The organism is Sediminicoccus rosea (genome assembly GCF_033547095.1).
Lineage (GTDB): Bacteria > Pseudomonadota > Alphaproteobacteria > Acetobacterales > Acetobacteraceae > Roseococcus > Roseococcus rosea.
In genome coordinates, this window is the sequence record NZ_CP137852.1 from 2,652,892 (window position 1) to 2,670,898 (window position 18,007).

The 18,007-nt window shown below is 71.4% G+C and carries 17 protein-coding genes; 8 read left to right on the plus strand and 9 right to left on the minus strand.

Features of this window, described 5'->3' with window-relative positions:
* The first annotated feature begins 2 nt into the window (after positions 1 to 2).
* The 4 genes from R9Z33_RS12765 to R9Z33_RS12780 are packed head-to-tail and all read left to right on the plus strand — an operon-like array spanning position 3 to position 3,784.
* Positions 3 to 1,520, plus strand: coding sequence for a L,D-transpeptidase family protein (locus tag R9Z33_RS12765; RefSeq protein WP_318646957.1), 1,518 nt, complete (start codon positions 3 to 5; stop codon positions 1,518 to 1,520).
* 3 nt (positions 1,521 to 1,523) lie between these two features.
* Positions 1,524 to 2,129: a DUF882 domain-containing protein gene (locus R9Z33_RS12770; RefSeq protein WP_318646958.1), complete on the plus strand. Its 606-nt coding sequence runs from the start codon at positions 1,524 to 1,526 to the stop codon at positions 2,127 to 2,129.
* A 3-nt stretch (positions 2,130 to 2,132) separates the two neighbouring features.
* Positions 2,133 to 2,420 (plus strand): (2Fe-2S)-binding protein, encoded by a 288-nt coding sequence (locus R9Z33_RS12775; protein WP_318646959.1) that lies wholly within the window; start codon positions 2,133 to 2,135, stop codon positions 2,418 to 2,420.
* Positions 2,417 to 3,784 (plus strand): NAD(P)/FAD-dependent oxidoreductase, encoded by a 1,368-nt coding sequence (locus R9Z33_RS12780; RefSeq protein ID WP_318646960.1) that lies wholly within the window; start codon positions 2,417 to 2,419, stop codon positions 3,782 to 3,784. The genes R9Z33_RS12775 and R9Z33_RS12780 overlap by 4 nt, the downstream gene beginning before the upstream one ends.
* A 52-nt stretch (positions 3,785 to 3,836) precedes the next feature.
* On the opposite strand, the gene R9Z33_RS12785 is transcribed toward R9Z33_RS12780, so the two are convergent.
* Positions 3,837 to 4,973 carry a mandelate racemase/muconate lactonizing enzyme family protein gene (locus R9Z33_RS12785; RefSeq protein ID WP_318646961.1) on the minus strand — a complete coding sequence of 379 codons (1,137 nt, stop codon included), beginning with the start codon at positions 4,971 to 4,973 and terminating at the stop codon, positions 3,837 to 3,839.
* Positions 4,974 to 5,126: 153 nt separating this feature from the next.
* Between R9Z33_RS12785 and R9Z33_RS12790 the strand changes: the two genes are divergently transcribed.
* From R9Z33_RS12790 to R9Z33_RS12800, 3 genes are all read left to right on the plus strand, one after another.
* Positions 5,127 to 5,336, plus strand: coding sequence for a hypothetical protein (locus R9Z33_RS12790; protein ID WP_318646962.1), 210 nt, complete (start codon positions 5,127 to 5,129; stop codon positions 5,334 to 5,336).
* A gap of 179 nt (positions 5,337 to 5,515) precedes the next feature.
* Positions 5,516 to 6,931, plus strand: a complete 1,416-nt coding sequence (locus R9Z33_RS12795; protein ID WP_318646963.1) for an amidase — start codon at positions 5,516 to 5,518, stop codon at positions 6,929 to 6,931.
* Complete coding sequence (locus R9Z33_RS12800; protein WP_318646964.1) at positions 6,928 to 7,665, plus strand: TIGR04282 family arsenosugar biosynthesis glycosyltransferase; 738 nt, start codon at positions 6,928 to 6,930, stop codon at positions 7,663 to 7,665. The genes R9Z33_RS12795 and R9Z33_RS12800 overlap by 4 nt, the downstream gene beginning before the upstream one ends.
* Positions 7,666 to 7,726: 61 nt before the next feature.
* Here R9Z33_RS12800 and R9Z33_RS12805 read toward each other — a convergent pair whose 3' ends face one another.
* The 3 genes from R9Z33_RS12805 to R9Z33_RS12815 all read right to left on the minus strand — a co-directional run bounded on the left by R9Z33_RS12805 (position 7,727) and on the right by R9Z33_RS12815 (position 11,669).
* Positions 7,727 to 9,094, minus strand: a complete 1,368-nt coding sequence (locus tag R9Z33_RS12805) for an amidase (RefSeq protein WP_318646965.1) — start codon at positions 9,092 to 9,094, stop codon at positions 7,727 to 7,729.
* Complete coding sequence (gene araD / locus R9Z33_RS12810) at positions 9,095 to 10,816, minus strand: L-arabinonate dehydratase (protein WP_318646966.1); 1,722 nt, start codon at positions 10,814 to 10,816, stop codon at positions 9,095 to 9,097.
* A 94-nt stretch (positions 10,817 to 10,910) separates the two neighbouring features.
* Positions 10,911 to 11,669, minus strand: a complete 759-nt coding sequence (locus tag R9Z33_RS12815; RefSeq protein ID WP_318646967.1) for an SDR family NAD(P)-dependent oxidoreductase — start codon at positions 11,667 to 11,669, stop codon at positions 10,911 to 10,913.
* A 105-nt stretch (positions 11,670 to 11,774) separates the two neighbouring features.
* Here R9Z33_RS12815 and R9Z33_RS12820 point away from each other — a divergent pair, with 105 nt between their 5' ends.
* Positions 11,775 to 13,289 (plus strand): AMP-binding protein, encoded by a 1,515-nt coding sequence (locus tag R9Z33_RS12820; RefSeq protein ID WP_318646968.1) that lies wholly within the window; start codon positions 11,775 to 11,777, stop codon positions 13,287 to 13,289.
* 3 nt (positions 13,290 to 13,292) lie between these two features.
* Here R9Z33_RS12820 and R9Z33_RS12825 read toward each other — a convergent pair whose 3' ends face one another.
* The 5 genes from R9Z33_RS12825 to R9Z33_RS12845 all read right to left on the minus strand — a co-directional run bounded on the left by R9Z33_RS12825 (position 13,293) and on the right by R9Z33_RS12845 (position 17,978).
* Positions 13,293 to 14,174, minus strand: a complete 882-nt coding sequence (locus R9Z33_RS12825; RefSeq protein WP_318646969.1) for an SDR family oxidoreductase — start codon at positions 14,172 to 14,174, stop codon at positions 13,293 to 13,295.
* Entirely contained in the window at positions 14,171 to 15,130 is a 960-nt protein-coding gene (locus tag R9Z33_RS12830) for a Bug family tripartite tricarboxylate transporter substrate binding protein (RefSeq protein WP_318646970.1), read from the minus strand. Before R9Z33_RS12830 ends, R9Z33_RS12825 begins: the two co-directional genes overlap by 4 nt.
* Before the next feature lie 74 nt (positions 15,131 to 15,204).
* The gene (locus tag R9Z33_RS12835; RefSeq protein ID WP_318646971.1) at positions 15,205 to 15,966 is read right to left on the minus strand and encodes a substrate-binding domain-containing protein; all 762 of its coding nucleotides are present in this window, start codon (positions 15,964 to 15,966) and stop codon (positions 15,205 to 15,207) included.
* Between the two features lie 67 nt (positions 15,967 to 16,033).
* Entirely contained in the window at positions 16,034 to 17,005 is a 972-nt protein-coding gene (locus R9Z33_RS12840) for a Bug family tripartite tricarboxylate transporter substrate binding protein (protein WP_318646972.1), read from the minus strand.
* 1 nt (position 17,006) lies between these two features.
* A complete protein-coding gene (locus R9Z33_RS12845; protein WP_318646973.1) occupies positions 17,007 to 17,978 on the minus strand; it encodes a Bug family tripartite tricarboxylate transporter substrate binding protein in 972 nt (323 codons plus the stop codon).
* Positions 17,979 to 18,007 lie beyond the last annotated feature (29 nt).

Below are 18,007 nucleotides of genomic sequence, written 5' to 3' on the forward strand. Positions count from 1 at the left end.
GGATGGACCGTAGAGATTTCCTGGCCGGGCTGTCGGCGCTCGCCGTCGCATCCGGCACCGCTGGCAGCAGAACCGCCGGGGCCCAGACCGCCGGTGCTGCCGCCCGCACCATGGTCGCCTCGCCCGAGGCGATGCAGCGCCTCTCCGCCCGCCTCATGCGGTTGGAGGAGGACGGGCTCGACCCGCGCTGGTACGGGCTGAACCCCGGCAACCAGGAAGATCCCGCCGCCATCACCCGCGCCACCGCCGGCGCGCTGGCGGATATCGTCCAGGGCCGCGTCGCGAGCTTGCCCGGCCGCGTGGACCTGCGGCGCGACCCCAACCCGGCCACGCTGAACCTCTGGGTGCAGCGCATCGCCGAGGCCGCGGAGCCCGCCGAGGTGATCGACCTCGCCTCCAACGCCACGCCGGACATGGCGCTGCTCAAGCCCGCACTCGCCGCCGCCCGCACGCGCGCGAGCGGCAGCTGGCCCGGCTTCCCGGTCGGCGGCCGCACGCTCGAGCCCGGCGCCTTCGACGAGAACCGCGTGGCTGCGCTGCGCGCCCGCCTCGTCCTGACCGACCCGATCCTTGCCGCCAATCCCGGCACGGGCGGCAGCTATGACGAGCGCCTGCAGGCTGCCGTCCGCCGCTTCCAGACCGCCGTCGGCACCGAGCCCGACGCGCGCATCGGCACCGCCACGCAGCAGGCGCTCAACCGCTCGCCCATGGCGACGGTGAACCAGCTCCGCGTTGCGATCGACATGCGCCGCGCCCAGCCCGCGCTCTCCTCCGAGCGGCGGGTGGATGTGAACATCCCAGACTATCGCCTCCGCATGATGGAGGACGGGCGCACCGTCATCGAAATGGCCGTGGTGGTGGGCCGCCCGAGCCGCGCGACGCCGATGATCACGACGCGCCTGACCTCGGTGCAGTTCAACCCCTCCTGGGGCGTGCCGCAGCGCAACGCGCGCGAGGACCTGCTGCCCCGCCTGCGCCGCGACCCGACGGCGCTGCAGCAGCGCGGCTTCCGCATCTTCGGCCGGGTGGATGGCCAGGTGGTGGAGATCGACCCCACCACGGTCGATTGGCGCGCCATCAACCCGGACCGCTTCCCCTACGTCATCCGGCAGGATGCGGGCGATGCGAATGCGCTCGGCCGCATCAAGTTCAACATGCCGAACAACGACGACATCTACATGCACGACACGCCCGACCGGCACTACTTCCGCCGGGCGGATCGCGCGCAATCCTCGGGCTGCATCCGCCTGGAGCGGCCGATGGATTTCCTGATGGTGATGCTGGACGGTACGCCGGGCTGGGACCGCGAGCGGGTGGACCGCGTGCTCGCCACGCGCAACACCCAGACCGTCCCGCTGCGGCGCCAGCCGCCGGTGCGCCTCTTCTATTCAACCGTCACCGTGGAGGGCAGCGAGTTGCGAGTCCGACAGGATATCTACGGCCTGGACGAGGCCTATGCGCGGGCCATGGAAGCCCGCAACCGCCCGCAGGGCATTCCGATGGCGGCGGCGCAGGGCTGAGCCATGCGCCTGTTTCAGCACGCCTGCCCGGCCTGTGCGGCCGGTGATTCCCTCGATTGCCCCAATGAAGGGAGCCTGACCCGCCGCGGCCTGTTCGGCGCCGCCCTAGGTCTCGGCTTCGCCGCCATGCCCGAGGAGGCGGTCGCCCAGCGCCTGGGCAATGCCGGCACCCGGTCCATCTCCATCCGCCGCGCCCAGACGGGCGAGAGCTTCCAGGGCGTCTATTGGCGCGACGGCCGCTATGACCGCGACGCGCTGCAGCGCCTCGACCTCGTGCTGCGCGACCCCGGCATGGACGAGGCCACACCGATGGACCCGCGCCTTTTCGACGTGCTGGTGACGGTGCAGCGCGCGCTCGATTCCACCGACACCTGGGAAGTCATCAGCGGCTATCGCGCGCCCGAGACCAATGCGGCCCGCGCCCGCCAGTCCCGCCGGGTCAGCCGTGCCTCGCTGCACATGTCGGGCATGGCCTGCGATTCCCGGCTGCCGGGGCGCAATTCGCTCGGCATCGCGCGCGTCGCGGCCGACATGCAGACGGGCGGCGTCGGCCTCTACCGGCGCGACGGCTTCGTCCATCTGGATTGCGGCCCCGCGCGGCGCTGGTAGCGGATGTTCCGGCGCAGCGGCCCCACGGATTGCGAGATCACCTGGAATGGGGCGCCGATCCCCGCGCGGCAGGGTGAGTCCCTGGCCGCGGCCTTGCTCGCCGCCGGGATCGCCCATTTCCGCGATACGGCCCTTTCGGGCAGCCCGCGCGGTCCGCTCTGCCTGATGGGCGCCTGCTTCGACTGCCTGGTGGAGGTGGAGGGCGTGGCGAACCGCCAGGCCTGCCTGGTCACCGTCACCCCCGGCCTCTCCGCCCGCATCCAGCATGGTGCCCGGGAGACGGGGGCGTGAGGGAGGTTCCGCTGCTCATCCTGGGCGCGGGGCCGGCCGGCCTCGCCGCCGCCGCCGAGGCCGCCGCCCAGGGCATCGCGGCCCTTCTGCTGGATGAGAACCCCGCGCCCGGCGGGCAGGTGCACCGTGCCGTGGGCGGCTTCTACCGGCCGGCCCCGGGCGCACCCGGCGCCGACCAGGCGGCCGAGGGGCTGGCGCTGATCCAGGCCGCCGCCGCCTCGAGCACGGAATGCCGCTACGGCGCCACGCTCTGGGCGATCCAGGAGGATGGCGTCGTTACCTGGTCCGAGGGCGGGCAGGCGCAGCAGGCGCTGGCCTCGGTGCTGCTGCTCTGCCCGGGTGCGACCGAGCGCGCCATGCCCATTCCGGGCTGGACGCTGCCGGGCGTGATGGGCGTGGGGGCCGCGCAGATCCTGATGAAGACGGCCGGCATGCTGCCGGACGGCAAGACCTGGTTGGCGGGGCAGGGGCCGTTGCTCTGGCTCTATGCCGCGCAGCTGCTGGACAAGGGCGTGCGGCCGGCGGGGATCGTGGATCTCTCACCGCCGGGGCTACCCTGGCGGGCACTGCCGCATCTGCCGCTGGCGCTGCGCGCGCCGGGCTATCTGGCCAAGGGGGCCGGGTGGATGTGGCGCATCCGCCGGGCCGGCATCCCGGTGATCCGCGGGCGGGCGCTGGCGGCGCTGGGGCGTGACCGTCTGACCGGAATTTCCATCGACGGCAGGGAGTTCGGGGCCGATCTTCTGTTGCTGCATGATGGCGTCGTGCCCAATACGCAGGTGACGCGGGCGCTGCCCGGCTGCGCCCATGCCTGGGATTCCGCGCAGATGTGCTTCCGCCCCGTGCTGGATGAATGGGGCAACACCACCCTCAAGGGCCTGCTGGTGGCGGGCGATGGCGGCGGCATCGGCGGCGCTCGGGCGGCGGCGCTCTCGGGGCGGATCGCCGCACTGGAAGCCGCCCGCTGGCTCGGCCGCCTCACGGTCGAGCAGCGCGACGCGCTGGGCGGCCCGCTGCTGCACAAGCGCAGCGCCGAGCTGGCGCCGCGCGGGCTGCTGGACGCGCTCTACCCGCCGCTGCCCATGGCGCGCGTGGCCGATGACACGCTGGTCTGCCGCTGCGAGGAAATCACCGCCGGGCGGGTCCGGGCCGCCGTGGCGCTGGGCGCGCAAGGGCCGAACCAGATCAAGGCCTTTCTCCGCGCGGGAATGGGGCCGTGCCAGGGCCGGGTGTGCGGCCCGGCCGTGCATGCGCTGATGGCGGAGGCGCGCGGCGTGGCGCCCGAGAGCCTGGAGCCGCTCAGGACGCGGTTTCCGACGAAGCCGGTGACGGTGGGGGAAATCGCGGCGCTGGCGGGGGAGTGATCCCAGGGGCGCTGCCCCTGGACCCCGGAAGGGGGCGGGCCCCCTTCACCCCTCACACATAGCCCGGGCCCTCAATCGCCGGGTGCTTCACCAGAAATTCCTCGTTTACCTCCACGCCGATGCCCGGCGCCTCGTTCGGGCGCACCGTGCCATCCGGGTGGATGCGCCAGGGGAGGCTGCACAGCTCGTCGCGGAATTTGTTGGCGCGGCTGATATCGGCCTCGAAGTAGCCGGGGTTGTCGATGGCGCAGAGCAGGTGGATGGAGGCCGCCTGGTTGATCCCCGTCATCGAGGAATGCGGGTGGAAGGGGATCTTGAAGGCCGAGCCCATGGCGGCGATGCGCATGCACTCCGTCACGCCGCCCGCCTTGGAGAGGTCGCCCTGCCAGATGCGGATCACCCCATCCTCCAGCACGCGGGAGAATTCGTAGCGCGTGAAGTGGTTCTCGCCGGCGGCGAGCGGCGTGCGGCCGTAGCCGGCGGCCTGCTTGTAGCTGGCGTGGTCATGCGCGGGGAAGGGCTCTTCCAGCCAGCCGATGTTCAGCTCGTCCATCACCGGCATCACGCGGCGGACATCCTCGATGGTGTAGCCGATATTCGCATCGGTCAGGATGTCCACCTCGTCGCCGAAGGCGTTGCGGACGGCCTGCATGCGCTCGATATCGGCGCGGGGGCTGTCACCCACGCGCAGCTTCAGCGCCTTGTAGCCCGCCTCCATATGCGGCGCCGCCTCGTCGATCAGCTGCGCGGGCGGCTGGTAGCCCAGCGCCACGCCGCCGGCATAGGCGGGCACCGCCTTGGAGCGGCCGCCGAGCAGCTTGTAGAGCGGCCAGCCGCAGGCCTTCCCGCGAATGTCCCACAGCGCCATGTCAATGCCGCTCATGGCGAGCGAGGTGCCGGCACCCATCCCGTGCGAGGCGAGCTGGTACTGGTAGATCTTCGCCCAGATGCCGACCACGTCGCTCGCGTCCATGCCCATGATGAGCGACTTCAGCGTGGTCTCGATCAGGCGGGCCACGGCGGTATGGGCGCGGCCATGGTGGGATTCGCCCCAGCCCACGATGCCGTCCTCGGTCGTCACCTTCACCATCACGGCGTCGCGCTTCACGGCCTGGCCGATGCCCAGGCGCGGGCCGCCCGGCGGCAGGGCGAAGCTGGTGGGATAGGCCTTGATGTCCACGATCTTCATGGGCGCGTTCCTCCGTGTTTGGCGGGGAGGGTGTCGCCTTGCGCGGGGGCTGGCAAGCGGGCCAGTATCGCGCCGCCCCGTCCTGCCCCGGGCGATCCGGCCTTGCGCCGCTTCGCCCGCGATCGTCAGGCCGGGCAGATCAGGAGTGCGACGATGGCCGAGCCCAAGCTTGTTCTGCCGACCATGGATGCGATCCAGCGCTGGCAGGGGATCGCCGTGCCCAACGCGGCGGCGCGGCACGCGCTGGCCGATTTCGAGGCGCTGATCGCGGACCTGGAAAAGCTGCGGGGCGAGATGGCCTTCGAGGAAGAGCCGGCTGGCTTCGAGGCGGCGCTGAGGGATTGCCGGGACCCGGGTTCGTGACCGTTTTCCTTGTATCGGGACGGGTTTCTGGCTTATATTCCTATACATGACGCGCCATCCCGCCAGCTCCGACCGTGCATCCTTCGCCGGCCGCAACGCTCCGGGTTTTCCCCTGATGGCCCAGGGGCTTGCGGCCGCGCCGCGCCCCGGCATTCGTCCAAAAACCGCATGGTGCCGCGATGAGCCCTGATGTTCTCTCCGAACTCTCGATGACCGAGGCGGCCGATGCCTTCGCCCGCGGCGAGGTCACGGCCCGCGCCCTGGTCGAGGCGATGCTGCACCGGCTGGGCAAGCATGAGGGCCAGGTGAACAGCCTGATCCGCCTGGACCGCGAGGAGGCGCTGCTGGCCGCCCACGCGGCCGACAAGGCGCGCGCGGCGGGGCAGAAGCTGGGCCCGCTCGCCGGCGTGCCGATGCTCCACAAGGACATGTACTACCGCGCGGGCAAGGTCAGCACCTGCGGCAGCAAGATCCGGCGCGACTTCGTGCCGCCGGTGACGGCCACCGTGCTGAATCGGCTGGACGCGGCAGGCGCGATTGATGGCGGCACGCTGAACATGGCCGAATTCGCGCAGAACCCGACGGGCCACAACGCGCATTTCGGCGATGTGATGAACCCCTGGAACGCGGCGCATTGCACGGGCGGCTCCTCCTCCGGCTCCGGTGCGGCGGTGGCCGCGCGCTTCGTGACGGCGGCCCTCGGTTCCGACACGGGCGGCTCGATCCGGCTGCCGGCGGCGATGTGCGGCGTCACCGGCCTCAAGCCCACGCAGACGCGCGTGCCGCGCACGGGCGTCATGCCGCTCTCCTTCTCGGCCGACAATGTCGGGCCGCTCTGCCGCACGGCGCGCGATGCCGCGCGCTTCCTCTCCGTCATCGCGGGCGCCTGCCCCGGTGACCCGACCAGCGCGCGCGAGGCGGTGCCGGATTACGAGGCGGCGCTGACGGGCGATCTGCGCGGCATGCGCATGGCGGTGGTGGAACCCTGGTTCCTGGACGGCATCGAGGAACCGGTGGCGCTGGCCTTCGAGGCGGCGATCCGCACGCTCCAGGGCCTCGGCGTCCGCACCGAGATGATCAGCCCGGCCTCGATGCATGGCATCGTGACCTACACGGCCGTCGTCTCCCGCGTGGAGGGGGCCACGATCCACCAGCGCTGGATGCGCGAATGCCCGGGCGACTACGCGACGCATCTCTCGGCGCGGATCTATGGCGGCTATGCGATCCCGGGCACGGCCTATCTGGAGGCGCTCTCCCGCCGCGGCCCACTGCTGCGGCAATTCTGCGAGGAGGCGCTGACCGGCTTCGACGCGGTGCTGACGCCCACGCTGCGCACCCGCGTGCCGACGCGCGCCGAGACGGATGTGGATGCCGACCCGGAGAACTGGGGCCGCTTCATGGGGCTCTCGGCCAATACACGCCCCTTCAACTACCTGGGCCTGCCGACCATCAGCGTGCCGGCGGGCTTCGATGATCGCGGCCTGCCGGTGGGCCTGCAGATCGCGACACGGCCCTTCGGCGAGGCGCGGCTGCTCCGCATCGCGGATGCCTTCCAGCGCGAGACGGATTGGCACAAGCGCAATCCCTTCCCGTGAGCACGCCGACCAAGGACGCGCCGCACCGGCCGTGCAGCCAGGCGCCGCTCGGCATCGGCTTCATGTGCAAGCCGCCGGTCGCGGGCGTCAGCAAGACCCGCCTCGCCGCCGTGGTCGGCGCGGAGCGCGCGGCCGAGTTGGCGCGCGCCTTTCTGCTGGACAGCGCCGCCATCGCCCGCCAGCTCGCCACGCGCGAGCATGCGGCGCTGGCGGCCTTCCACAGCCCGGATGATGCTGGCGAGGCCATGGCCGCGCTGCTGCCCGGCTGGCGCCTCGCGCCGCAGGGGGGCGGCGATCTCGGCGCGCGGATGGCGCGCGCGGTGGAGCGGCTCTTCGCCGAGGGCGCGGGCCGCGCGCTGCTGATGGGCGCCGATGCGCCGACGCTGCCGCCCGCCCTGCTGGAATTGCTGCTGGCGGCATTGCGGGACGGCGCGGATGCGGCGGTGATCCCGGCGCTGGATGGCGGCTATTGCGCCATCGCTTTCGCGCGCCCCTTGCCCGCGCTGCTCACGGGCATCGCGTGGTCCACGCCCGCCGTGCTGGCCGAGACGCGCGCGCGGGCGGACGAGCTGGGCCTCAGGCTCGATGTGCTGCAGGCCTGGCACGATGTGGATGAGGCGGCCGATCTCGATCTGCTGCGCCTGACCCTCGATGGCGCGCAGCCGCCGGGCGGCTCGCCCCTGCCATCCTTCCGCGCGAGTGCGACGCGCGGGGCGATGGGCCTGGGCGCCTAGGGCGCGCCCCCACCCCGAAGGCCTGCCGCCGTTCCGCCCCGCTTCGTCCGAAACCGCGCCGCTAGAGCTGCCGGTGCAGCCAATGCGCGATGGCGCAGGTGCGCGCATCCTGATGCGCCTGGCCGATCACCTGCGCGCCGAATGGCATGCCCTCCACCGCCATCACCGGCAGGGTGACGCAGGGCACGCCCAGCGCCGAGGTCGCGGCATTGGCCGCGATGTCGCCGGTCGGGCGCGGGTTCTGCGTGTCATCGGGATCCCAGAGAGGCGCGATGCCGGGGGCGGCGGGGGCGATGAGCGCATCCACGAAGGGGGCCACGCGGGCCATGGCGGCGCGCATCTCCTCGCGCGTGGCCAGCGCCGCGCGGTAATCCTCGGCGGTCAGCGCCTCGGAGGCGCGCAGCCGGGCGATGGCCCGCGCGCTGAGGCCGCCCGGGTGGTTGGCTTCCAGGTTCAGCAGCGCCCAGCGATTCTCGAAGCCGACGATCACCGCCGTCACCGCCTTGCCCTCGGCCGCGATGCGTTCCAGCGCCGCCAGCGCCGGGTGGTCTTCCTTGCGCAACACGGGGATGCCGAGGGCGCGGATGCGCTCCAGCAGCGCCTCGAAGACCTCGCGTTCGGCGGGGCGCAGCATGGACCAGGCCTCGGTCTCGAGCACGCCGAGGCGCTCGGGCCGCGCCGGCAGCGGCGGCGTGTCGGGGCCGACCAGGCCGAGCATGCCCGGATCGCCGCCCGCGCGCTTCGCGATCTCGATCGCGACCTGCCACATGTCCTCGTAGCTGTTGGCGTGCACGCCGGCCGTGCTCTGGCTGGAGCCCTGCCGCTCGCCGCGATGGATGCCGCCCTGCGTGGGCTTGAGCGCCACATTCCCGCAGAAGGCGGCGGGCCGGATGATGGAGCCGCCCACCTGCGTGCCGATGGCGGCCGGCACCATGCCGGCGGCCACGGCGGCGGCCGAACCGGAGGAGGAGCCGCCCGGCGTGCGGCGGCGATCCCAGGGGTTCTTCGTCGGTCCCGGTTCGCTCTGGCCGAGTTCGGTCGTCACGGTCTTGCCGAGGATGATGGCGCCCGCCTGCTTCAGCGCCTGGATCATCGCGGAATCGCGGCGCGGGAAATTACCGGCATAGGCGGCGCAGCCCATCTGCGTCGGGAAGTCGCGCGTCTCGACCAGGTCCTTGATGCCGATGGGCATGCCATCGATCGGCGAGAGCGGCTGGCCGGCTGCCCAGCGCGCCGTGCTCTCCTCGGCGTGCTGGCGCGCGAAATCGGGGTCATAGACCACGAAGGCGCGCAGCTCCTCCTCCTTCGCCGCGATGGTGCCGAGGCAGCGCTCCAGATAGGCGCTGGGCGTGTCATTCCCCGCGCGGAATCCCGCGACGGCGCCGTGCCAGGTGAGGCCCGCGAAGGCCTTGGGATGGTAGCTGGTCATTCAGTGGATCTCCGGCTCGGGCGTTGCTTCGCCGCGTTCCAGGAAGTCGAGGTCGCAGCCCGTATCGGCCTGGCCGACGCTGCGCTGATAAAGGGCCGTCCAGCCGCGCTGCTGCGGCGCCACGCGCGGCGTCCAGGCGGCGCGGCGTGCGGCCAGCTCCGCCTCGTCCACCAGCAGGTCAATCCGGCGCCCCGGCACGTCGAGCGAGATCATGTCGCCATCCCGCACCAGGGCGAGCGGGCCGCCCAGTGCCGCCTCGGGGGCCACATGCAGCACGCAGGTGCCGTAGCTGGTGCCGGACATGCGCGCGTCGGAGACGCGCACCATGTCGCGCACGCCCTGGGCCAGCAGCTTCTTCGGGATGGGCATCATGCCCCATTCGGGGAAGCCCGGGCCGCCCTGCGGGCCCGCTTGCCGCAGCACGAGCACGCTGTCGGCGGTCACATTCAGGTTGGGATCGTCCAGGCGGGCATCGAGGTCGTTGTAGTCCTCGAAGACCACGGCGGGGCCGGTGTGGCGCAGCTTCTCGGGGCTTGCCGCGCTGTGCTTGATGACGGCGCCGTCGGGGGCGAGGGAGCCGCGCAGGATGGCAACGCCGCCCTCGGGATAGAAGGGATGGTCCAGGCCGCGGATCACGTCGCGGTCATAGACCTCCGCACCTTCGATCTGTGCGCCGAGGGTTCCGTTGACGGTCACGGCATCGAGCGCCAGGTGCGGCGCGAGGGTCGCGAGGAAGCCGCGGCTGCCGCCCGCGTAGAAGAAATCCTCCATCAGGTGCGTGTCGCCATTGGGGCGCAGATTGGCGATGAGCGGCACACGCGCGCTGATCGCATCGAAGCGTTCCAGGTCCATCGCGATGCCGGCGCGCCGCGCGATGGCGATCAGATGCGGGATGGCGTTGGTGGAGCCACCGAAGGCCATGGTCGCCGCCACGGCATTGTCGAGGCTGCGCTGGTCCAGCAGCTTCGTGACGGTCAGGTCTTCCCAGACCATGCCCACGATGCGCGAACCGGCCGCCGCCGCCATGCGCGGATGCGCCGAATCCACTGCGGGGATGCTGGCGGCACCCGGCAGGGTCAGGCCCAGCGCCTCGGCCGCGATGGCCATGGTGCTGGCCGTGCCCGCCGTCATGCAGGTGCCGGCGGAGCGGCTGAGGCCCGCCTCCATCTCGTTCCAGTCGGATTGCTTGATCGTGCCGGCGCGCAGCTCGGAATAGTATTTCCAGACGTCGCTGCCGGAGCCCAGCTTCTTGCCGCGCCAATTGCCGCGCAGCATCGGCCCGGCCGGCACATAGATGGCCGGGATGCCCATGCTGATCGCACCCATGATCAGCGCGGGCCCCGTCTTGTCGCAGCCGCCCATCAGCACGAGGCCATCGAGCGGGAGCGAGCGCGCGATCTCCTCCGTCTCCATCGCCAGGAAGTTGCGGTAGAGCATGGTGGAGGGCTTCTGGAACACCTCCGGCAGCGCCATGGCCGGGATTTCCATGGGCACGCCGCCGGCCTGCCAGACGCCGCGCTTCACATCCTGCGCGCGCTCCCGGAAATGGCCGTGGCAATGCATCAGGTCGGACCAGGTGTTGATGATGCCGATGACGGGCTTGCCCCGGAACTCCGGCTGGCCGAAGCCGAGCTGCATGAGGCGCGAGCGGTGGTTGGCGCTGCGCATGGTCTCGACGCCGAACCAGCGATGGCTGCGGAGGTCCTCGGGCTTCTTCGTCATCAGGCTTTACCTCAATACGATCCGATCGCCAGGGCCGCCTTCGGCCGTGGCATGAATCGGCTCGACCAATGAACCGATGAGGCGCGTCTGCGCCTCATCGGGGTGCCATGCGCAGCGCGCCGTCCAGGCGGATCGTCTCGCCGTTCAGATAGGCGTTCTCCACGATGCTCATGGCGAGCTTCGCGTATTCATCGGGGTTGCCCAGGCGGTGCGGGTTGGGCACGCCGGCGGCAAGCGAGGCCTTCACCGCGTCGGGCAGGCGCTGGAGCATGGGCGTGTCGAAGATGCCGGGCGCGATGGTGCAGACGCGGATGCCCTTGCTGGCGAGGTCGCGCGCCGCAACCACCGTCATGCCGATGACGCCCGCCTTGGAGGAGGCATAGGGAATCTGGCCGATCTGCCCCTCGATGCCGGCGATGGAGGCGGTCAGGATGCAGACGCCGCGCTCGCCCTCCACCGCGTCATTCTTCGCCATGGCGGCGGCGGCGAGGCGCAGCGCGTTGAAGCTGCCGGTCAGGTTCACGCGGATGATCTCGGCATAATGCGCGAGGCTGCCCGGCGTGCCGTCCTTCTCCAGGATACGGAGCGCGCCGCCACGGCCCGCGCAATGCACCAGCACGCGCACCGGGCCCATCGCCTCGGCCGCGGCGACGGCTGCCGTCATGCTCGCCTCATCGCCCACATCGGCCACCGCGAAGCCGCCGCCGAGCTCGGCGGCGACGGCCGCACCCGGGGAGGTCGCGAGGTCCACGATCATCACCTTGGCGCCCGCGGCGGCGAGGCGCTTCGCACTCGCCAGCCCGAGGCCCGAGGCCCCACCCGTCACGATCGCGACGGCACCTTTGACGTTCATGTGATTCCTCCCTCGATTGGTCGCGCAGAGCGCACCATGCAAGCCGCATTGACGCAAGCCGTCCGGACGCGGAAGTTTGCCGCAAGAACCGCCAAGGAAACGCCCATGCCGCTGCTGGCCCAGAATGCCGCGCGCTGGCCCGACAAGCCCTGCGCCATCTTCCCCGATACGGGGGAGGCGCTGAGCTTCGGGCAGCTCGACGCCGCCGCCAACCAGGTGGCGCATGGGCTGATCGCGCTGGGCCTCCAGCCGGGCGAGGGGATCGCGCTGCTGCTGGAGAACGGGCCGGAATTCCTCTGGCTCACCTATGGCGCGAAGCGGGCGGGGCTGATGGTGACGCCGCTCTCCATCCATCTGCGTCCGAATGAGGTCGCGCATGTGCTGCGCGATTCCGGCGCGCGGCTGGTGGTGGCATCGGCCCATCTGGATGCGCTGGTGACCGCGCTGGACCTCTCGGAGGTGCCGCATCGCTATGCGGTGGGCGAAGCGGTGCCGGGCTTCGCGCCGCTGGCCGATCTGATGGCAGGGCAGGGGACCGGCTGGCCACCCGGCGAGCGGCCGCTGGGGCGGGAGTTCCTCTATTCCTCCGGCACCACGGGCCTGCCCAAGGGCATCCGCCGTCCTCTGATCCCCTTCGCGGACCGGCTGAAGCCGGAATTCGACATGACGTGGAAGGCCTTCTACGGCTTCGACGAGAGCACGGTCTACCTCTCGCCGGCGCCGCTCTACCACGCCGCGCCCAACCGCTATGTGCAGCGCGCGATGGATCATGGCGGCACGGCGGTGATCCTGCGGAAATTCGACGCCGAGCGCTGCCTCGCGATGATCGCGCAGCACCGCATCACCCACAGCCAATGGGTGCCCACCATGTTCGTGCGCATGCTGGCCCTGCCGGAGGCGGTGCGCGCGCAGCACGACCTCTCCTCGCATCGCTGTGCCATCCATGCGGCCGCACCCTGCCCGGTGCCGGTGAAGCGCGCGATGATCGCCTGGTGGGGACCGATCATCCGCGAATACTACGCAGGCAGCGAGGGCATCGGCACCGTCTTCATCGACAGCGAGACCTGGCTGAGGAAGCCCGGCAGCGTGGGCCGCCCCGCCTATGGCCGCGTGCACATCCTGGACGAGGGGGGGAACCCGCTGCAGTCCGGCGAGACCGGCCGCATCTGGTTCGAGGGTGGGCCGAAATTCGCCTATCACAACGACCCCGAGAAAACCGATGCCGCCTATAACGAGCGCGGCTGGGCGACCCTGCATGATCTTGGCTGGCTCGATGAAGAGGGGTTCCTGTTCCTCTCCGACCGCCGGGCGGACCTGATCCTCTCGGGCGGCGTGAACGTCTATCCGGCGGAGATCGAGGCGGTGCTGCTGACGCATCCGCGCGTGAACGAGGTGGCGGTCATCGGCGTGAAGGATGAGGAATTCGGCGAGCGCCCGCGCGCGCTGGTGGTGCCGCGCGGAGGCCCGGGCGACGCGGCGCTGGCGGAGGAGCTGGTCGCGCTCTGCCGCCGCGAACTGGCCGGACCCAAGGTGCCGCGCGCCGTGGAGTTCCTGGAGGAACTGCCGCGCAGCGAGGCGGGGAAGCTGCTGCGGCGCGTGCTGAAGGAACGATACCTCTAGGCCTCAGCGCTTGGCCTTGTCTTCCTCGTTCCTGGCCTTGATGCGGGCGCGGGCCTCGGCCCATTCGGCGTCGCCCCAGGCGGTGTAGTCATTGTAGTTGCCCGCGCCATTCGCGAGCCAGTTGCCGCCATCCAGCGCCACCGTCTGCCCGCTGATCCAGCCCGCGCCGTCGGAGAGCAGGAAGGCGGCCAGGTTGCCGATATCCTCGGGCGCGCCGCCCTTGCGCATCGGGTTCTTCGCCGCCGCCTTGCCGACCGGATCCTCCGCGCCGGGGCGGATGCGCGCGAGCATCCCCTCGGTCGGGATCAGGCCGGGCGCGATGCCGTTCAGGCGGATACCATGACGGCCCCATTCCAGCGCGAGCGACTTCGTCATCGCATCCACGCCCGCCTTGCTCATCGCCGAGGGCACGACGAAGGGGGCGCCGGTCCAGACCCAGGTGACGGTGATGGAGACGACGGCGCCAGGCATCCCGGCCGCGATCCAGCGCTTGCCCAGCGCCTGGGTCACGTGGAAGGTGCCGTTGAAGACGATCTCCGACACGGCGCGGAAGCCACGCGGCGAGAGATCCTCGGTGCGGCTGATGAAATTGCCGGCCGCGTTGTTGATGAGGTGCGTGGGGCCCAGGCCCTCGTCGAAGCTCGCCTGGATGGCGGCATCCACCGCATCGGCATCCTTGATGTCCACCGCCTGGAAGCGGGCGCGGCCCGGATGTTCCGCGTTCATCGCGGCCACCGTCTCCTCCAGCACGGAAGCGCGGCGGCCCCAGATCTCGACGGCGGCGCCGAGACCGAGCAGGTGCTCGGCCATCATGCGGCCAAGCCCCGTGCCGCCGCCGGTGATGAGCACGCGCTTCCCGGCGAAGAGGTCTCGCGCGAAGATCACAGGCCGAGCCCCAGGCGCTTCACGCGCGCTTCCTCGTAATTCGCCGTCTCCTGGATGAAGCGGCCATAGGCCGCGCTGTCGAGATATTCCAGCGGCATGTCGAGCCGCTCCAGCGTCGCCAGATGCGCCGGATCGTGCAGCGCCACGCGGAAGCCGTCATGCAGGCGGCGGACGATCTCGGGGTCCATGCCCTGCGGCCCCACGATCCCGTAGGGCGAGGTCACCACCATGTCCTGGTAGCCGAGTTCGAGCAGCGTCGGCACGTTGGGCAGCTTGGGGGAGCGGTTGCGCGGCCAGACGTTCAGCGCGCGCAACTGCCCGTCCTGGATCAGCTGCAGCACGCCCGAGCCGGTGCCCGAGGCATCAATATGGCCACCGATCAGGGCGGGCACGGCATCCCCCTCGCCGCGGAAGGGGACGTGCAGCACCTCGATCCGCTCGCGCGCTGCAAGCTCGATCAGCGTGAGGTGCGGCGTGCCATTGGCGCCGGTATTGCCGATCTTCACCTCGCCGGGCCGGCGGCGGGCATCGGCGACGAGGTCGGCCCATGTCTGGTAGGGGCTGCCCGCCCGCACGCAGACCATGAAGAGATAGCCAGTGACGTGGATGATCGGCGTGAAGTCGGTGCGCGGGTTGAAGGCCATGCGCTGCATGAAGGGCAGCCGGATGGCGGGCAGGGCGAATTGCGCGAGCGTGTAGCCGTCCGGCCGGGCGTTGCGCATGTTGGCGGCCGGCAGCGTGCCGCCGCCGCCCGGGCGGTTCTCGATGATGACCTGCTGGCCCATGGCGCGCGTCGCGGCCTCGGCGAAGCTGCGCATCTGCACATCGGTGGCACCGCCGGCGGGGAAGCTGATCTGGATGGTGATGGGGCGGTTGGGGAAGGCCTGCGCCGCGGCAAGGCCCGGCAGGAGGGCAGGCGTAGCAAGGGCGCTGGCCAGCAGGTGGCGGCGATTCATCTTGGCGTCTCCCGAAGTCTTATTATGCAGAACTCTTCATCGCCGATTTGGCACGGCGATGCCAGCACGAAGCGTCAGGCGGGGTCGAGCCCGGCGGCGCGGATCACCTCATGCGCGGCCGGCGAGGCGAGGAAGCGGATCAGCGCCAGCGCCGCCTCCGGCTGTTCCGCCCGCGCGCCGATCCCGGCCGAGAAGGTGGTCACGCGCTGGATCGGCGCGGGCAGGGGACCGACGATCTCGATCCCCGGGATGGGGAGCAATTCGCTCCTCTGCTGGAAGCCCAGCTCCACCACGCCGTTCGCCACCTCGCGCCCCACCCAGCGCGGGAATTGCCGGGCTTTGCCCGCCATCTGCTCGGTGATGCCGAGGCGCGCGAACAGTTCGGTCGAGAGATAGACGCCGCTCGCGCTCGAGGAATAGCCGATGCTGGCGGCGTTCAGCAGCGTCTGGCGGAACTCCTCGACCGTGCCGATGCGCGGATGCGGCGTGCCGGCGCGCACCGCCATGGCGATGGCGGAGTGGACGAGATCGCGCTCGCTGCCCGCACGCACAAGGCCGGCGCGGACCAGCCCATCGAGCGAGCCGCGTGCCAGGATCACGACATCGGCCGCCTCGCCGCGCGCCAGGCGGTTGGGCAGCGCATCGGGCGCCGCGCCCATGGAGGCGCCGCGGATGGTCGTGATGGCGTGGCCGGTCTCGGCGGTGAAGCGGGGGGCAAGGATCTCAAAGGGCGCGGTGAAGGCGCCCGATGTCATCACCTGGAGCGGTGCGGCCGCGCGCGGGGCGGCGGGCAGGAGCCCGGCAAGCCCGAGCCCCAGGAACAGACGGCGTTGCATCATGGCTTCCTCCCTCGCGTTGCGCGCAGTTTTCGCCGGGGCGGCGCTGCGCGCAAGCGGGGGGTGATCAGCCCTCGATGCGGATGTTCGCGACGCGAATCGCTTCCGCGAAGGCGGCGCGCTGCGTCGTGATGTAGGTCGCCATCGCGCTGGCATTGCGATAGTCTGGCTCGAGGCCGGAGGCGGCCACGCGCTCGCGGATTTCGGGGAGCTGCATGGCGCGGCCAACCTCGCCATCAATCCGCTCGATGACGCTGGCGGGCGTGCCGGCGGGCGCCATCAGGCCGATCCAGGCGCCACCATCGAAGGCGCCGAGTCCAGGGAGCGCGGCCAGCGGCGGCACCCCCGGCGCCAGCGAGGAGCCGTTGCGGAAGGAGATGCCCAGCGCGCGGAGCTGGCCGTTGCGCATCGCGGCCCCGGCCGCGGCCACCGTCTCGATCGAGTAGTTCACATGCCCGCCCATCACGGCCGTCAGCGCCGGCGCGCTGCCGGCGAAGGGCACATGCACCACATCCACGCCGGCCAGCGCGTGGAACCAGGAGGCGATGATATGCGCCGTGGCCCCGGTGCCCGAGGAGGAGAAGGTGTAGCGCCCCGGATTGGCCTTCAGCAGCGCGATGAACTCGGCCGCGTTCTGCGCCGGGAAGTTGGGTGGCACCACCAGCACCAGCGGCGCGATGCCGGTGATGGAGATGGGCGCGAAGTCGCGCTCGGCATTGAAGGGCGTGCGCTGGACCAGGGGCGAGGTGACGATCGGCCCGGTCGAGGCGGCGAGCAGCGTGTAGCCATCGGGCGCCGCCTTCGCCACCTGGTCGGTGCCGATGAGGCCGCCGGCGCCGGCGCGATTCTCGGCCACGAAGGGCTGGCCCAGCGTCTCGGTGAGGCGCTGCGCCATGACGCGGGCGGCGAGATCCGTCGCCTGGCCGGGCGGCCAGGGGATGATCACGCGGACCGGGCGGTTCGGGTAGGTGCCCTGCGCCGAAGCGCCGGCCGCACCCAGGATGAAAGGCGTGGCCAGCAGGCCGCGGCGCGTGACCATCTCAGCCCTCGATGCGGATGTTGGCGGCGCGGATCGCGGTCGCGAAGCCGCGGCGCTGGTTCGCGATGTAGTCCCGCATCGCATCCGGGCCGTGATAGACGGGCTCCAGCCCCGCGGTGATCAGGCGCTCGCGCATGTCGCCGGCCTGCATGGCGCGGCCGATCTCGGCGTCGATGCGGTCGATGATGGGGCGCGGCGTGCCGGCGGGCGCCATCAGGCCGATCCAGGCGCCGGCGTCGTAGTCCTGCATGCCCGGGAGGCGGGCCAGCGGCGGCACGTCAGGCACCAGGGTCGAGCCGTTCTTGAAGGAGATGCCGAGCGCGCGGAGGCTGCCGTTGCGGATCAGCGGGCCGGTCGCGGCCAGCGTCTCGACCGAGTAGTTCACATGCCCGCCCACCACGGCCGTCAGCGCGGGGCCGCTGCCGGCGAAGGGCACATGCACCACATCCACATTGGCCAGCGCATGGAACCAGGCGGCCACCACATGGGCCGTGGCGCCGGTGCCAGAGGAGGAGAAGCTGTAATGGCCCGGGCGCGCGCGCAGCAGGGCCACGAACTCCTCGGCCGTGCGCGCGGGGAAGTTCGGTGGCACCACGAGCAGGTAGGGCGACATTCCGGTGATGGAGATCTCGGCGAAGTCGCGCTCGGCATTGTAGGCGGTGCGCTGCACGAGCGGCGAGGTGACGATGGGGCCGGTGGAACCCGCGAGCAGCGTGTAGCCATCGGGCGCGGCCTTCGCCACCTGATCGGTTCCGATCATGCCGCCGGCGCCGGCGCGGTTCTCGGCCACGAAGGGCTGGCCGAGCGTCTCGGTCAGGCGCTGGGCGGAGATGCGGGCGGCGAGGTCGGTCGCCTGGCCGGGCGGCCAGGGCACCACCACGCGCACGGAACGATTGGGCCAAGCCCCCTGTGCACTGGCCGAACCGGCGGCAAGCAGGAAGGGGGCGGCAAGGGCCGCGCGGCGCTGGATCATGTGTTTCTCTCCCGAATGTCATCCGCGCA

Coding starts and splice junctions, on each gene's coding strand:
- R9Z33_RS12815 (WP_318646967.1), bottom strand. CDS start 11,669: ATGAACGTCAAAGGTGCCGTCGCGATCGTGACGGGTGGGGCCTCGGGC.
- R9Z33_RS12775 (WP_318646959.1), top strand. CDS start 2,133: ATGTTCCGGCGCAGCGGCCCCACGGATTGCGAGATCACCTGGAATGGG.
- R9Z33_RS12820 (WP_318646968.1), top strand. CDS start 11,775: ATGCCGCTGCTGGCCCAGAATGCCGCGCGCTGGCCCGACAAGCCCTGC.
- R9Z33_RS12770 (WP_318646958.1), top strand. CDS start 1,524: ATGCGCCTGTTTCAGCACGCCTGCCCGGCCTGTGCGGCCGGTGATTCC.
- R9Z33_RS12790 (WP_318646962.1), top strand. CDS start 5,127: ATGGCCGAGCCCAAGCTTGTTCTGCCGACCATGGATGCGATCCAGCGC.
- araD (WP_318646966.1), bottom strand. CDS start 10,816: ATGACGAAGAAGCCCGAGGACCTCCGCAGCCATCGCTGGTTCGGCGTC.
- R9Z33_RS12805 (WP_318646965.1), bottom strand. CDS start 9,094: ATGACCAGCTACCATCCCAAGGCCTTCGCGGGCCTCACCTGGCACGGC.
- R9Z33_RS12785 (WP_318646961.1), bottom strand. CDS start 4,973: ATGAAGATCGTGGACATCAAGGCCTATCCCACCAGCTTCGCCCTGCCG.
- R9Z33_RS12845 (WP_318646973.1), bottom strand. CDS start 17,978: ATGATCCAGCGCCGCGCGGCCCTTGCCGCCCCCTTCCTGCTTGCCGCC.
- R9Z33_RS12830 (WP_318646970.1), bottom strand. CDS start 15,130: ATGAATCGCCGCCACCTGCTGGCCAGCGCCCTTGCTACGCCTGCCCTC.
- R9Z33_RS12765 (WP_318646957.1), top strand. CDS start 3: ATGGACCGTAGAGATTTCCTGGCCGGGCTGTCGGCGCTCGCCGTCGCA.
- R9Z33_RS12795 (WP_318646963.1), top strand. CDS start 5,516: ATGAGCCCTGATGTTCTCTCCGAACTCTCGATGACCGAGGCGGCCGAT.
- R9Z33_RS12840 (WP_318646972.1), bottom strand. CDS start 17,005: ATGGTCACGCGCCGCGGCCTGCTGGCCACGCCTTTCATCCTGGGTGCG.
- R9Z33_RS12835 (WP_318646971.1), bottom strand. CDS start 15,966: ATGCAACGCCGTCTGTTCCTGGGGCTCGGGCTTGCCGGGCTCCTGCCC.